General features: G+C 52.8%; 15 protein-coding genes. 7 read left to right on the plus strand and 8 right to left on the minus strand.

Features of this window, described 5'->3' with window-relative positions; all coding sequences use genetic code 11:
* Positions 1-151 precede the first annotated feature (151 nt).
* The 4 genes from WCX19_RS08510 to WCX19_RS08525 all read left to right on the plus strand — a co-directional run bounded on the left by WCX19_RS08510 (position 152) and on the right by WCX19_RS08525 (position 3,433).
* Positions 152-733 carry an RlmE family RNA methyltransferase gene (locus WCX19_RS08510; protein ID WP_373007119.1) on the plus strand — a complete coding sequence of 194 codons (582 nt, stop codon included), beginning with the start codon at positions 152-154 and terminating at the stop codon, positions 731-733.
* An 8-nt stretch (positions 734-741) separates the two neighbouring features.
* On the plus strand, positions 742-1,626 hold the full coding sequence (gene moaA, locus WCX19_RS08515; RefSeq protein ID WP_373007121.1) for a GTP 3',8-cyclase MoaA: 885 nt from the start codon (positions 742-744) through the stop codon (positions 1,624-1,626).
* 91 nt (positions 1,627-1,717) lie between these two features.
* Positions 1,718-2,227 carry a hypothetical protein gene (locus tag WCX19_RS08520; RefSeq protein WP_373007123.1) on the plus strand — a complete coding sequence of 170 codons (510 nt, stop codon included), beginning with the start codon at positions 1,718-1,720 and terminating at the stop codon, positions 2,225-2,227.
* Between the two features lie 6 nt (positions 2,228-2,233).
* Positions 2,234-3,433, plus strand: a complete 1,200-nt coding sequence (locus tag WCX19_RS08525) for a M20/M25/M40 family metallo-hydrolase (RefSeq protein ID WP_373007125.1) — start codon at positions 2,234-2,236, stop codon at positions 3,431-3,433.
* A 70-nt stretch (positions 3,434-3,503) separates the two neighbouring features.
* On the opposite strand, the gene WCX19_RS08530 is transcribed toward WCX19_RS08525, so the two are convergent.
* From WCX19_RS08530 to WCX19_RS08560, 7 genes are all read right to left on the minus strand, one after another.
* Positions 3,504-4,496 (minus strand): tetratricopeptide repeat protein, encoded by a 993-nt coding sequence (locus WCX19_RS08530; protein WP_373007127.1) that lies wholly within the window; start codon positions 4,494-4,496, stop codon positions 3,504-3,506.
* Positions 4,497-4,558: 62 nt separating this feature from the next.
* Positions 4,559-5,656, minus strand: coding sequence for an MFS transporter (locus WCX19_RS08535; RefSeq protein ID WP_373007129.1), 1,098 nt, complete (start codon positions 5,654-5,656; stop codon positions 4,559-4,561).
* A 2-nt stretch (positions 5,657-5,658) separates the two neighbouring features.
* Positions 5,659-7,578, minus strand: coding sequence for a beta-CASP ribonuclease aCPSF1 (locus tag WCX19_RS08540; RefSeq protein ID WP_373007131.1), 1,920 nt, complete (start codon positions 7,576-7,578; stop codon positions 5,659-5,661).
* A 24-nt stretch (positions 7,579-7,602) separates the two neighbouring features.
* Positions 7,603-8,244, minus strand: coding sequence for an archaeal proteasome endopeptidase complex subunit beta (gene psmB / locus WCX19_RS08545; RefSeq protein WP_373007133.1), 642 nt, complete (start codon positions 8,242-8,244; stop codon positions 7,603-7,605).
* Positions 8,245-8,375: 131 nt separating this feature from the next.
* Positions 8,376-9,224: a CBS domain-containing protein gene (locus WCX19_RS08550; protein ID WP_373007135.1), complete on the minus strand. Its 849-nt coding sequence runs from the start codon at positions 9,222-9,224 to the stop codon at positions 8,376-8,378.
* A 5-nt stretch (positions 9,225-9,229) separates the two neighbouring features.
* Positions 9,230-9,658: a universal stress protein gene (locus WCX19_RS08555; protein WP_373007230.1), complete on the minus strand. Its 429-nt coding sequence runs from the start codon at positions 9,656-9,658 to the stop codon at positions 9,230-9,232.
* Positions 9,659-9,696: 38 nt separating this feature from the next.
* Complete coding sequence (locus WCX19_RS08560) at positions 9,697-10,734, minus strand: amidohydrolase family protein (protein ID WP_373007137.1); 1,038 nt, start codon at positions 10,732-10,734, stop codon at positions 9,697-9,699.
* 48 nt (positions 10,735-10,782) lie between these two features.
* Here WCX19_RS08560 and WCX19_RS08565 point away from each other — a divergent pair, with 48 nt between their 5' ends.
* Positions 10,783-10,953, plus strand: a complete 171-nt coding sequence (locus WCX19_RS08565; protein WP_373007139.1) for a preprotein translocase subunit Sec61beta — start codon at positions 10,783-10,785, stop codon at positions 10,951-10,953.
* 41 nt (positions 10,954-10,994) lie between these two features.
* Here the strand turns inward: WCX19_RS08565 and WCX19_RS08570 are convergent, their stop codons facing one another.
* Positions 10,995-11,747 carry a coenzyme F420-0:L-glutamate ligase gene (locus WCX19_RS08570; protein ID WP_373007141.1) on the minus strand — a complete coding sequence of 251 codons (753 nt, stop codon included), beginning with the start codon at positions 11,745-11,747 and terminating at the stop codon, positions 10,995-10,997.
* Between the two features lie 196 nt (positions 11,748-11,943).
* Between WCX19_RS08570 and WCX19_RS08575 the strand changes: the two genes are divergently transcribed.
* The gene (locus WCX19_RS08575) at positions 11,944-12,213 is read left to right on the plus strand and encodes a DUF1922 domain-containing protein (RefSeq protein WP_373007143.1); all 270 of its coding nucleotides are present in this window, start codon (positions 11,944-11,946) and stop codon (positions 12,211-12,213) included.
* A 140-nt stretch (positions 12,214-12,353) separates the two neighbouring features.
* Entirely contained in the window at positions 12,354-13,592 is a 1,239-nt protein-coding gene (locus tag WCX19_RS08580) for an NAD(P)/FAD-dependent oxidoreductase (RefSeq protein ID WP_373007145.1), read from the plus strand.
* Positions 13,593-14,396: the final 804 nt, after the last annotated feature.

Here is a 14,396-nt window from a genome sequence, read left to right on the forward strand (position 1 = left end):
CGAGATCGCGTCAATGGCCTCCCGGAATATATCTGCGTCAATGGTTGCTTTTAACATCGCTTTCCCCTTAACAACTGTCTTATACAGTATATCGTCATACTTTAATTATAGCGTTTTGGGTTCTTTCGTAGATTTTTAGGGAGAGATTAATATGGGTTCACAATGGTCACGGGACAAGGTATATCTAAGGGCAAAACAGGAAGGGTTCCGGTCCCGGGCCTCTTACAAGCTCATCGAAATCCAGAATAAGTTTGCCATTATCCGGGAGAACGATAACATCATCGATCTCGGTGCGGCACCAGGCAGCTGGCTCCAGGTACTGCGCACACTCACCAGCGGGAAAGTGCTGGGGATCGATTTAAACCCGATTGCTGCGCTTGAAGGGATCGATACTATCGAAGGCGATCTTACCGACCTGACCATTCAGAAGCAGGCTCAGGAAATGCTTGGCACGGTCAGCGTCGTGGTCTGCGATGCGGCCCCAAAACTCTCGGGCCACAAGAGTTACGACCAGGTACGGGCCATCGCCCTTGGCGAGGAGGCACTGATCTTTGCCAGCCATGTGTTAAAGCCCGGCGGGAACTTTGTGATAAAATCATTCCAGGGCGTGGATTTTCCCGAACTGCTTGACAGGATAAAAGAGCATTTTTTCGTGGTAAAAACCTACTCGACCAAGGCCACCCGCAAAGGAAGCACAGAAATTTATATTATCGGCAAGAACTTTAAGGGTTGAACATCCCCATGACACAAACGTTCAGGGATTCCTACGGACGACCGGTAACAAACCTCCGCATCAGCCTTACCTCACGGTGCAACCTTTCCTGCATTTACTGCCATGCTGAGGGCGAGAAGAATCCTGAGTCCGAGATGAGCGCTGACGAGATCATTGCCATTATGGAGATCGCGGCAAAGTTCGGGATTAAAAGCATAAAATTTACCGGCGGGGAACCCCTGATCCGGCCGGATATCCTGAAGATCATCCGGGCAGTCCCGAAAGGCATCGAATGCTCGATAACCACAAATGGCATCCTGCTTGCAGAAATGGCAGCGGACTTAAAAGCCGCCGGGCTCCGCAGGGTCAATGTCAGCCTCGACAGCCTGAACCCGGAAACCTACAAACAGATCACCGGGAGCGACCGGCTCGGCGAGGTTCTTGCCGGCATTGATGCGGCACTTAACGTCGGGCTCACGCCCGTCAAACTCAACATGGTGGTTCTTCTTGGCATCAACGATCATGAGTTGGATGATTTCCTTGCATTTGTCCGGGGCAACCGCAATCTCGTCCTTCAGCTCATCGAATTAATGCACTTCAACAACTGCGAGTATCACGGGGATTTAACCGGGGTTGAATGCGACCTTGCCTCACGATCGGAACAGATCCTCACCCGCAGGATGCACCATCGCAAAAAGTACTGTCTTGATGGTGCCGAGGTGGAGGTCGTGCGCCCGTTGCACAACACCGAGTTCTGTGCATTCTGCAACCGGCTCCGGGTAACTTCCGATGGTAAGCTCAAGCCATGCCTGCTGCGGACGGATAATCATGTTACCATCCGGGGTAAAAAAGGCAATGAACTCGAAGCACTTTTCCAGGAAGCAGTTGCAAGACGGGAACCTTTTTTTAAATAAAGTTTCCCCGCAAAAACGATGCTTCCTTAACGGTGAGCAAGGTACAGGATTACGGGAATATATTTACAATTCCGGCGTACACTAGAACCGTATGAATGCTGACAACGAATACATTAATGCTCTTACCCATCTCTATGAAAAATCCCTGATCCTGCACGACACCTCGCTCTTTAACAAGACCCTCTGCTTTTATTTTATCGACTCCATTGCGCACATCGACTATACCTGCAGCATCTACGCATTTAACTACCAGTCGCCGAAAAATATTATGGGCGCCGAGTACCTGCGCTGGCGTATTGATGAGGAAAAAAAGGGGGACCGGCCACAATTCCCGAAGTTTATCGCGTGGCTCAAGACCACCCGACCGGAAAAATTTGCCGCCCTGCCCTCACTCTGGCAGAAACTCTACGACCCGGAAGATCCCGCAGGGTACCGGAGCTTCCGTATCGTCCTTGATCCGGACAGCCGGCAGGCGATCCCGGCAAATTTCTTTACAGCGGTTATCGATGAGTTTTTCGAGCAGGATTTTTTGAAAAGCCTGTATGAGGATGCATCCCTCTCGACGCTTTTTAAGGCATTTATCGCAGAACAGAAGATTTGATCCGGTATGGATGTAAGCCGAATTTGTTCAGAACTCGTGGCGATAAGAAGCGAGAATCCCCCGGGGAATACCTCCGTAGTTATCGAGTACATCCGGGATTTTCTTGACGCCCGTGGCATAGTATCCACGGTCATGGATACCGGGGGCGGACGGTGCAATCTGGTAACAGAAGGGCCAGATAAACCGCTCCTGCTCTGCGGGCATGTAGATGTCGTGCCGGCTCTTGATGAAGGGTGGACGCATCCGCCGTACTCCGGTACCAGAGAAAAAGGATATGTCTGGGGCCGGGGCGCAACCGATATGAAAGGCGGGTGCGCGGCGATACTGGCCGCCTGCGACACGCTCGTGAATGAGGGAGACGAGCTGCCCGCAACCCTGGCATTTGTTTGTGATGAGGAGACGGGAGGTGACAGGGGGATACGATACCTGATCGCACACGATCTGATCGCCCCCTGTGACTGCCTAATCGCAGAACCCTCACCGGCCCGCCATCCCTGCATCGGCCAGAAAGGGCTCTGCCGGCTTGACCTGAAATTTGTCGGAACACCCGGCCATGGCTCACTGTACCCGACAATTGGCATAAGCGCGATCATGGAGGCGATGGAACTGCTCGAGTACGTAAAAAGTCTCCATGGCCGGGAATTTCAGATGGACGAAAAACTTCGGGAGATCATCCGGCTCTCTTCTGAGGTCTTTTCTGAAGAGTTCCAGATACTGGAAGGCAGCGATATCCTTGAACGGGTAACGTTTAACCCGGGCGTCATCTCGGGTGGCGAGAAAATCAACATCGTCGCCCAGCAATGTTCAGTCAATCTGGAGCTGCGGATTCCCTGGGGGTGCTGCATCCCGGATCTGGTCAAGGACATCCGTGCTCACGCCACAAATGGGACGGTTGTCGAGAAGACCGTACATGACCCTTCGTTCACGGACCCGGGCTGCAATTTTGCCGCGGTTGTATGCCACGAAGTTGAGAAAGTATGGGGAGGGGATGTCTTTCCCATCCTCCAGTGGGCGGCAAGCGACGCGCGTCACCTTCGTTGCGCAGGATTTCAGGTTGTCGAGTATGGCCCGGGTGAACTCGCGACGCTTCACGGGATCAACGAACGAGTTTCGGTTGTATCACTTGAGAATGCAGTAAAAATTTACCGGGGCATCCTGAACACGTACAGCAAAAAACAAAAACGTCATGACATAAGATCTGTGTAAATCTGAGTTCGGGCGGATAGGTCGGAACCAGATTTATCTGGCTCCATATACCTCCCTCAATTAAAAGGGATCAATTCTTCCGATGCTTTACCCCAGCAAATACAATTCCGGCCACCACAAACGCCGCAAGAGCGCCGAATGGTGAGAGCGGCGTAAATGTTGTCTTCTTTGCAACCGGTATTTCAGTTGATGTCACGGCAACAGTGCCGGCAGGTAATGATTCAACAGTTACTGCAGTCTGAACCGCTGCGGTGGTGGGAACCGCTGTAGGGAGGGTAGTCACACCACCCAAAACCCAAGGCGCCTCTGTCGGGGTTGCCGTGCCGGTTACCTGATAGACCTGAGCCTTACCTAACACAGATGCCTTGTTCTTTTCTGCGTCGGCATATGTCGGGCTGATAGTCAGCGCTGAATTGAAGCAATTCAACGCATCCTGATACCGTCCCAGTGCCGTAAGTGCGAGACCCTTGTTGTTCCAGATCTCGGCACTCTTGGTTGTTTCCCGGGTTGCATGATCGAAGGCATCGAGGGCTTCGGTGTACTTGTCCTGCGACATGTATACAAGTCCAATCTGGTTCCAGGTATCCGCATTATGAGGGTCGAGGTTCGTAGCCCGGGCATACGCTTTGAGCGCGGCATCCGGGTTTCCGGTCTGGAAATACGAGGATGCAAGGTTACGATACGCATCGGCATTGTTCGTTACCGTGGCGGTCAAATTTACATATGCGGCGACGGCTTCATCGTACCTGCCAAGTTTATAGAGCGCATAGGCCCGGGCATTCTGCGCATCGGCACTAGTCCGTATCGTCAGAGCTTTGTTTGCTGCATCGAGCGCTCCCGAGTACTGTCCCAATGCATTAAGGGCCACCGCTTTTCCCGACAGGGCAAGCGCGTACGAAGGATCGAGCGAGAGCGCATTGTTATAATACGTCACAGCATCTGCATAATTCCCGACAGTTGCAGCGTTCTGGCCTTTCGTATACCACTCAAGGGAGTCCTCCGCTGCGACAGCAGGAATCAGGATTAAAATAATTACAAGCAGTATGCCTGTCTTTGCGCTCATCTGCATATCCGAAAATTCTCTTTTATCGCAGATGAATGTATTGTTTTTTGGTATATCGTAAATTATTCCGAAGGCCGGGGAAGCTGATGCCCGGACCAAGCGGTAGTGACAGCGACGGTCCCCCCCATGATTGCGGTGATGACAAATGCGGTCAAAAATCCATTAGTATCCGCAATGACCCCGGCAACGAACGGGAGGATTGCCATCCCGAGGTAACTTGCCGTCGAGAACAATCCCATGAGAAGTCCCTGGTGATCCGGCACCCTGGCAAGAAAGGCCATCTGGGCGATCATCACGACACCGGCAAGAGCACCCAGGACAATAAAACCCACCGGGGATACGTATGCGAGAAGGACGCCCCCCGCCATGAAGATGGCAGACCAGCGGATGACCGGCACCGGGGGAAGAGGAATACGGGAGACCATAAGAACGGTGATAATGGTGGCGATGCTCATACCGGCAATCCAGAACCCAAGTGTATCCGCTGCCTCCCCGGAAAATTTTGGGTACATCGATGAGACGACTCCCGTGATTCCGACGAGAACAATGGCTGAATACCACAACCAGAGGTTTTCACGAACGAACGCTGAAACGCGAACGGTATCCCTCTTCCTCACCGGTGAACCCGGACTGTTACCGATTATCGCGCTTCCTGCCAACGTAACGATGGCAAATAACGTGAATATGCCAATTCCGATGACCGGCTCTGCAAAACGTACCGCAAACCAACCAGCGATGATCAGTCCAAGAACAAGGCCAAGATTAAGCATCGCCATGTAATATCCGCTCAAGCGGGTATGATCGCTCCGGGAATTGATATACGAGAGTGCAGCAGCGACAAAGAGCCCGGCCCCAATCCCTTCGCAACCACGCAGGATGATCACCACTATAGGGGCGGTAGCAAAAAAGAGCAGGGCACCAGTTGCAACCGTTATCAGGAGACCCGTCCGAATAACCGGGGCAGTACCGTGTCTATCGGCAAGTATTCCGCCAGGCAGGGTGGAGATAAAGGCGCCGAAGAAATATGCTGCATAGATGGCACCCTGCCACGCAGACTGCCCGGCAAATGTCGGAAGCACCGGGACGATTGCATTCGAGAGCGCCATGACAGCAAAGATACCAAGGCAGACGATGGCGAGGTATGTCTTTGATGTTTCCATGATCAGATCATGCGGTATGTCTCAAGGTTCATCGGGGAATGAGTCTGGATGTGATACCGCTTGTAGATAGAACTGGCAAGATCGATCGTGTTATTCTCATCCCCGTGAATACAGAAGATCTTCTCGGGTCTCGGCTGGATCTGGCCAATGTAGTTCATCAGCTGCCGACGGTCAGAATGCCCCGAGAACCCGTCGATAGTAGCGATCTCAAGGTTGATGGTGATCGTGCCTTTCCGGCCCAGGGGCACTTCGCGCCACCCTTTCTGGATGCGTCTCCCTTGAGTACCGTCAGCCTGATACCCGACAAAGACGAGTGCGTTCTTTTCGTCCTCTGCGAGGTTGAGCAGGTATTCCATGACCGGCCCACCGTTAAGCATACCGCTTGTTGTAATGATCACGCACGGATCACCGTTAATCACTTTCTCACGAAGATCGGGAGAGTCCACCTGCTGGAAACACTCGGCAAGGAAGGGGTTCATCCCTTCCCGGAATATCAGATTTCGGAGATCGTTGTTGAGGTACTCCGGGTAGGTGGTATGGATCGCTGTAGCCTCGCGGATCATACCGTCAAGATAGATCTTAACCGGTGGGACCTTGCCAAGACGCATCCCTTCTTCAAGGGCTAGCATAACTTCCTGCGACCTGCCGACGGCAAACGCGGGGATGATCACTTTACCGCCACGTGACAGCACCTTGTTAATGATCTCGTAAAGCTTGGACTCCGCATCTGAACGTGCCGGCTGGAAATCATTTGAGCCTCCGTACGTGCTCTCCATGAACAGGGTCTCCAGCCGGGGGAACTGGTTGACGGCCGGGTTAAAAAGCCGGCTCTTGCTGTAGTTGAAGTCACCGGTAAAGGCAATGTTATACAGGCCGTCGCCGATATGGAAATGGGCGATCGCGGAGCCAAGGATGTGACCGGCATTATGGAAGGTGAGCTTAATATCCGGGGCAATATCGGTTACGCTGCCATAATTCAGAGTGATCGAATGCTGGATGTAGGTCTTGACCTCGTTTGAGCTGTAGGGGATCTTCCGGCCTTCCTTGTTAAGGACATCGAGATAATCCAGTTGGAGCATCGCAGAGAGATCCCGGGTCGGAGGAGTCGAATAGACAGGGCCTTCATATCCGTACTTATAGAGGAGGGGAACGAGCGCACAGTGATCGAGGTGGGCGTGGGTGAGGACAACAGCGTCGAGCTGAGCAAGAGGGTGGATCTCGGGAACATAAAGGTACGGGGCGCCATTGGTGTTGTCGGGTTTCTCCCCACAATCGATAAGCACGCGGCTGTCCGGGGTGGTGAGTAAGAATGCGGCCCGGCCGACTTCGCGACAACAGCCGAGAGTGGTGACCCGAACCCACTGATCTTTCTTGGTCGCATCCTTGTTTGCGTCATCGCGGCCCGGAATATCACGGTGGATCCTTCTACCTATCGTGCGCAGGAACTGCTTGCGCTCCTCGTTAACCGAGCGCAGGTACTGGCGGACCTGCTTTACAGTGCTACTCTCAATCGGAGGGGTGCGGACAACTTTTGGCGTCCAGCCGATATGCCGGGTAATATCACGGAGCGTGATCCCGTTCTTCCCGATTACAACACCGGGTTTCTCCGCTTCAATAAGGACTTCACCAGTATCGGGATCAAAAAAGATGTCGGTGATACCGGAGGACTCCGGGACGACTGCCCGGATCTCGGTTGCTGCTTTCTCGGGATCTTCAAGGATTGTCGGGCGGACCACGATCCTTTTCCTCAGATCCCGGGCAAGAACCCGGATCAGGTCGGCCTCATCGGCAAATCGTTTGGGGTCATCGGTGTAGATAACCAGTTCCGGGCCTTCGAATTCAACCTCTTTTACCGTGATGCCGGCAGGCACCTTGTCGTTGATCTTGTCTTTGAGCTCTTTGAGCCTTTCTTCAATTAACATAATACTAAACGTCCTAAAAAAAGATTATACAGAATTTTTGACGAGGTATTTTTTGAGTGCGTCCTCGCCAAGTTCCTGATACTTGTCTTTAGCGATGATAACAACGTGGATGCCTTCACCGGACCCGGCATCACGTTTCATCGCAGACTTGAGTGCACGTACAGCTAGTTCGATTGCTTCATCCTCATTCATATTCGGGACATACCGGTCTTCCAGCACACCATAGGCCATGGGAGAACCGGAACCCGTCGAAACAATATCCTCTTCTTTTGTTGCCCCGCCCATCGCATCCACCGAGTAGACACTGGGCCCGTGTTCATCGATACCACCAACGAGCAGCTGGACATAGTACGGGAAATACCGGTTCTGGTTTAAGTAATTGGAAAGAAGGGTCGAGGCCGCGCCAACCGTGATCGCCCGCGACCTGCGTATCTGATACAGGTTGCACTCAACAGTAATGATCCGGGCCAGCTGCTGGGCATCGCCTACGCCACCGGCAATTGTCATGCCGATGCGGTCTGCTATCTGATATACTTTCTTTGCACGCTTGCTTGCAATCATGTACCCCATGGTTGCACGTTTCTCTGTGGCAAGGATGACTCCTTCGGCAAATACCAGCCCCACCGTCGTCGTCCCTGTCATAGATTCCTGGGAATGTTCAGGCATATTACACCTCTAAAAACAAATGAACGCCAAAAATCAATTAAAAGCGCTTTAAGGTATTAGATGATACTTAAAAATTTAAAGGTTGCTATCGGTGCACTGACGCAAAAATCAACCTCATCTTTTCAAAGGTATTATTCCTTATCCTCTTTACAGAGAACACGGATGAGATCACGATCGTAAAGCATGGCCACCAGGCGCTTGTCGCCGTTAACCACCGGCAGCTGGTCGACCCGGGATCTGCGCATCTTTAATGCACACTCGCTGACTTCAGCATTCTTGGGTACAGCGACGACGTTTTTGACCATGGCAAGTTTTACAGGCCGGTTGGGCAGCTGCACCCGGGAGATCCCAAAACTAATCGTATGGTTGTCCCGTATGCTCTCCCACGTCCACTCGTCATCATCGGTACCATTGGAGAAGTCACTCACGCCGACCGAATCCTCAATGCTTGAGCTCCTGATGAGATCGCGCTCTGATATAATGCCCTGCAGAACACTATCTGCATTCAGGATCGGGATCGCATCCACACCCGAAATCTCCATGACGCGCCCAACAAGCGGGAGCGGGGTATCTTCCCAGAGAGCAAAGGTTGTGCTCGTGTAGGCATCCTTGATCTCCTCTTTGATTTTCATCTGGGCGATTGCATGAACCAGATCGGCAACCGAGAGAAGGCCAATCAGCTTGTTGTCCTCAACCACCGGCAACCTCCGGATCCGGTGCGTAACAAGCAGCCGGGCTGCCTTGCGGATATCTTCGTCGGGCCCGATTGTAACCGGCTTTGAAGCCATGAGGAGACCAAGCTGGGTCTCTTCCGGTTTTCGCAGCAGATCCTTCCTTGTGATAATCCCGACAAGTTTCTTATTTTTTAAGACGGGAACACCGGATATACCGGTCCTTTTGAGGATCTTGAGAACATCGTCACGGTTGCCGGGGATGTCCACGTGGACGACATCCGCGGTCATATATTCTTTTACCAGCATGTCCGTTATGATCTCACCACCATGGTCGTGACCGTGCTGTGTGCGGTAATATAGGTGCTGACACTTCCGATCAGCAGACGATCGGTCTGGCTTTTCCCATGGGAACCGGCAACAACGAGATCCACATTCTCGGCTTGTGCAAGCGCGATGATCTCGGTTCCCGCATGGCCCTGTTTCATGTGTGTGACAAGGGCAACCCCGCTCTTTGCTGCGATCTTCTTTGCTTTCTCAAGAGTGGCATTCCCCTCGTTCTCAAGAACGCGGTACATTATCTCAACGGTATTATCTGAAGGGAGTGATGAAAAGAGGCCGGTCTCGACCACATAGACGGCATGAAGCCGGGCATTCCATACCTTTGCCTCATCGACAGCCTGTTCGATCGCATGATCACTCGCTTCTGAACCATCGATTGCAACTAGTATGTTAGTAAACACTGGCATCACCCAAAACAAACATGCCATTTTTATTGAGTTTACAAATTAAAAACGTTATTCCCGATTGCATTATAAGGAGCACGTTTTACAATGGATGCTGCGGGATCGCGGCTGAAAGCGAGCGCAGAATGGGATGGATCCAGCGTAAAGAAGGCTGCGCGTTCACCTTTGCGGATAAAGAACGGCGAGCCGGTGAATTGGGATCCGGTTACTGCGGACCTGATTATGGTTTTTGGATCGAGCCGGTAAACTGTTGAGACGAATGACATTTCCGAAAACATATCCGGCGGGACAAACATTACATTGTCCGTGCCGAGCATTACCGTGCACCCGAGATCGAGCATCAGCTGGAGGGGCGGACACCGGGCCGATGCCGTGACACCCAGCACCCAGTTGGAACGGGGGCAGACTGCGATCGGGATCTCTTTATCTGCGCATTCACGGAGCTGTTTTTTTGTCGCATGGGTCATGTGGATGAGGAGATCCGGTTCAAACGAAAGTGCGGCATCGACATCATCCTTATCCCGCTCTCCTGCGTGAAACGCGATCCGTTTACCAGCCTTCCGGGTCGCACAAACCTGCTGCTCCACCCCGGCAACGTCCCGGGTGCTGCTGATCCCAAGGCCATCCGCATCCTCTTCACCGCCTTCCCGACCGAAGATGACAGGCAAAAAGTCAAGGCACTCTGCCGCCTCACGTAGCGCACGAACCCCGGACCTGCCGCCCTCCCGAAAATCCGCGCACCCAAATGTCCCGGCGCTGATCATGCCGGTAATGGACGCCCTCATCGCTCCAACCAGCTCGGTATGTGATGCGGCAGCGAGGAGACGGTGCTTAAGACCGTCAGGAGGCGTCACCATGCTGACCAGATCGCCGGTACTCCCACAGTCCATGGCCACTGTGTCGGCAAGATGGGTATGAGCGTTAAAGAACGCCGGGCAGATCCAGATCTGGGGGGCCCGTAAATTTTCCTCGATCGCAGTGATCAGACCCTGCTCGATCACAATATCGACCGGCCGGAGCGCGAGCTCCTCACCAAGCAGTGCCTGACCGGATACGATCTGCGGGACGTTCATGGGATCTCGTGACTCTCCTTTATATATCGAAAAATGAAATATATTTGCATGGCAAAGAAACAAGGCGGAAGATTACTTTCATCGGCGGGTCTCGTCAATTATTACGAGAGCGAGGACCGGCGGGCAGTCCATATCAGTCCCATTACGGTCATGGTGGTTGCCGCAGTCATCGGTATCATCGTCATGATCTTTAATCTCCTCTATTCAACGCATGCATAAATACGGTCCATCGTTCTGGGCTGGATCAATCCTTTTTCCCCTCACGAGGGGTAGGCCTCTTTGAGCAGCCGGCGGGTGATATCCTCGTCTTTTGAGAAATACAGGTTGTCGTGGCCGGCCCATGACGGGCAGTTGCGGAAGTGGACAGCCGGAACACCGTTGTTGCTCTCACCCATCACAAAGTTTGCAAACCCTGCGATCTCGTCTACCACCGCTTCTTCCGTGATCTTGAGTTCATGACCGAAGAGATCGGTGTCACCCCGGAAATCCCGGATGGCAGTAAACCCGCTCCAGCCGATGGCGTGACCGGTCTGCCCGCGTCGGAAGGATCTCCCGCAGGTATCCGTGATTATTACGCCGACTTTTTTCCCGGTGATATTTTTTATCTCCTCCCGGATCCCGGCTGCCGCTTTCATCGGTTCGGGAGGCAAAAATATCACCATACCGTCATCGATATTGCTCTGATCGACCCCCGCCCGTACCCCGATATGGCCGAATGGGAGTTCCGAGAGGATAAACGGGTGCTCCATGATAATGTCCTGCGATGCGTCGAGCACTGCCTGAACAAAACGTGAGTCCTCGCCATTGAGTTTTGCCAGCCGTTCTGCACGCTCTGATGGAGTAATTTCCGAAAGATGCTTAGTATATCCCCGTGATTTTGAATACACTGTAGAGGCAATGGAGATAATGTCACCATCGTCTACCTTCACCCGTTCGCAGATCATCGCTGCAATATTATCACCAGCTTTGATAAGGGGGAGCCCCCGAATGCCCGTGACGACAATATTTTCCATAGTACCGGTTCTATGAGTTGATCGCACGATATAGGGATTTCGTTTGGCATTTTAAGTCCCGGCAGGGAACACAATACCAAAAAATCATTCCTGCAGGATTCCTGCACCTGTAGAATTGCACTGATGAGCAGATCCCATCGCATAGACCGGGGCACCAATATATTTTTATAAGGGATGCTCTTATCACCTCATGATCATGTATCATATCCTCCGATGTCCGGGGTGCAGGGCTTTTACTTACGTGGACCGGTTCCAGAAATGGAAACTCTGTCCGGTCTGCGGCAATGCCTACGAAGTGGCAAAAGTACCTGCATATCTTGAGGTGGAGGATTACCAGGATGCCGAACACATTATACGGCAGATGGAAAAACATCTGCATACCTATAAAAAAAAGGATTTTACCCCGGAAGAGTCCGAGGAACTGCGCCGGCATTATGCCGAATGGTTCGGGAAAAAGTGTCACTGATAATTCACTTTTTTTGCCCACCCATCAGATTGCACCATGCATGAATAACCGGTCTGGTGGGGATGGCGGGATAAGGATCCCATAACCAGACTGTAATGTTCATGTGCAATCAAAAGAGATAGTCCGGGAGGAGATGCCCCATGGAACAGTATGACATTGCAGTTATCGGCGCCGGCCCGGCCGGTCTTTTCTGTGCGATCCATGCTGCAGTGCCGGGTATCCGGGTGCTCCTGCTGGAGAAGAACCCGCGACCCGGGGTAAAACTTCAGGTCTCGGGCACAGGCCAGTGCAACATCACCCATGATGGAGATATTCGTACGTTTTTTTCCCGGTACGGCACACACGGGCAGTTTCTTAAACCTGCACTTTTATCTTTCACAAACCGGGAGCTTATCCGGTTCTTTGAGGAGCGCCACCTCCCGATGGAGATAACAGAAGGGAGCAAGGTTTTCCCGGTGAGCCGTAATGCCAGGGATGTCTGCGATGTCCTCTCCCGGGAGTGCCGGAACCGGAGAGTTCACCTGCGGTGTGGTGAACAGGTATCCCGGGTTGAAAATACCCCTGATGGATTTGTCCTGTATACTGCCGGCACTACGGTTTCTGCAAAGAATCTTGTTATTGCTACCGGTGGGGCATCCTACCCGAAAACCGGTTCGACCGGCGACGGCTACAGGATCGCCATATCCCTCGGGCACACGATACATGAGATTGGACCGGCACTCACCCCGCTCAGGATTAGGAATTTTCCCTTTACAGACCTTGCCGGCATGTCGTTTGTCAGGTTGCCGTTCTCAGTCTGGAGAGAGAAACGGAAGCTCTTTGACGGGCAGGGAGACGTACTCTTCACGCATACCGGCCTCTCCGGGCCCGGGATCCTCGACCGTTCGCGCAACATCCGGGCCGGCGATGAGATCCGTCTCTCGTTTGCCGGGCCGGTACAGAGCGATACATTCGCGCGGGAATTCCAGAACTCCATCTCCAATGCCCCGACACGATCGATAAAAACCAGTATAGCTGATCTTGGAATTCCCGAACGGCTGGCCCGCCTACTCCCGTATCTTGCCGGGATTCCTGATGATTGTACCGGTGCTCACCTGACTGCGGCCGGGCGTACCCGCCTAATCTCCTTTTTAACAGAATATCCGCTTGAGATCTCTGCTCTCGGGGATCTGTCTGTCGCGATGGTGACCCGGGGCGGCGTCGCACTTGAAGAGGTGAATGCAAAAACAATGGAATCAAAACTGGTACCCGGGCTTTTCTTTGCCGGGGAGGTGCTCGATGTTGACGGAGACACCGGGGGTTTTAACCTCCAGGCCGCGTTCTCCACGGGTTTTCTCGCAGCGCAGGGAATCCTCAAGCGGGCTGGGAAACGCACGTAAGGATGTACCTTTAAAAGACCGAAAAAGATCGCACGCGCCCGTTAAAGACAATGCCGGACCATTCACCGTCAGACTCCGATTTATTCTTTGATCCACCCCAGTTTTTCCAGCACATACCGGGTCTCGTCCTGTGCCTTGCTTCCCGGCCTGCGCGGTTGGATCACAATGGTCAGCGCATTTTTGAGCGGGATGCCGGCTCTTTTTCCCTTGCCCTTGCAGAGCACATAATCCCCGTTGAACCGGCCCAGCGCTTTGACAAAGGCGTTAGCGATCTTCTCCCGGTCCGCAAGATCGTTTTTTGTGAGTTTCATAAGGTGCTCAAAGAGGGAGAGATCGATAAGCGTCGAGGCCATCCAGCCGATTTCACAGGTGTACCCAAAGATCCAGGCGATGCGCGAATTTTTCGTAGTGGACAAAAAATCATCGATGTTATTACCCACGCTGCAAGAACCGATGACAACTCCCTCGATATTGGAGTAGTTCGCCGCATTCCTGACGGCCTTGAACATCGCCGGGATCTTCATGCCGGTTTTGGCCTTGAGCCCCCCGATCCGTTTGCCGGTCCCGTGCGCCGCGACATACAGGAAGAGCCGGTCTTCCCGGGTATTGGTGAGGTCATCCGAAAGCGCCCGCTTAAATCCATTTTTTTCATAGAAGTTGGAGTAATAGATGTTGAAATCCCCACGGTAACTCTCAAGTCCTTCCAGAAACGACAACACCGAGGGTCGTTTGGGTTTCTGCTCCGGGGTCCACCAGAGCCCTTCAATCACCAGAAGTGCAGTACTGCTCATGGGTCACACTCCA

This window comes from Methanoregula sp. (assembly GCF_041663825.1).
Taxonomy (GTDB): domain Archaea; phylum Halobacteriota; class Methanomicrobia; order Methanomicrobiales; family Methanospirillaceae; genus Methanoregula.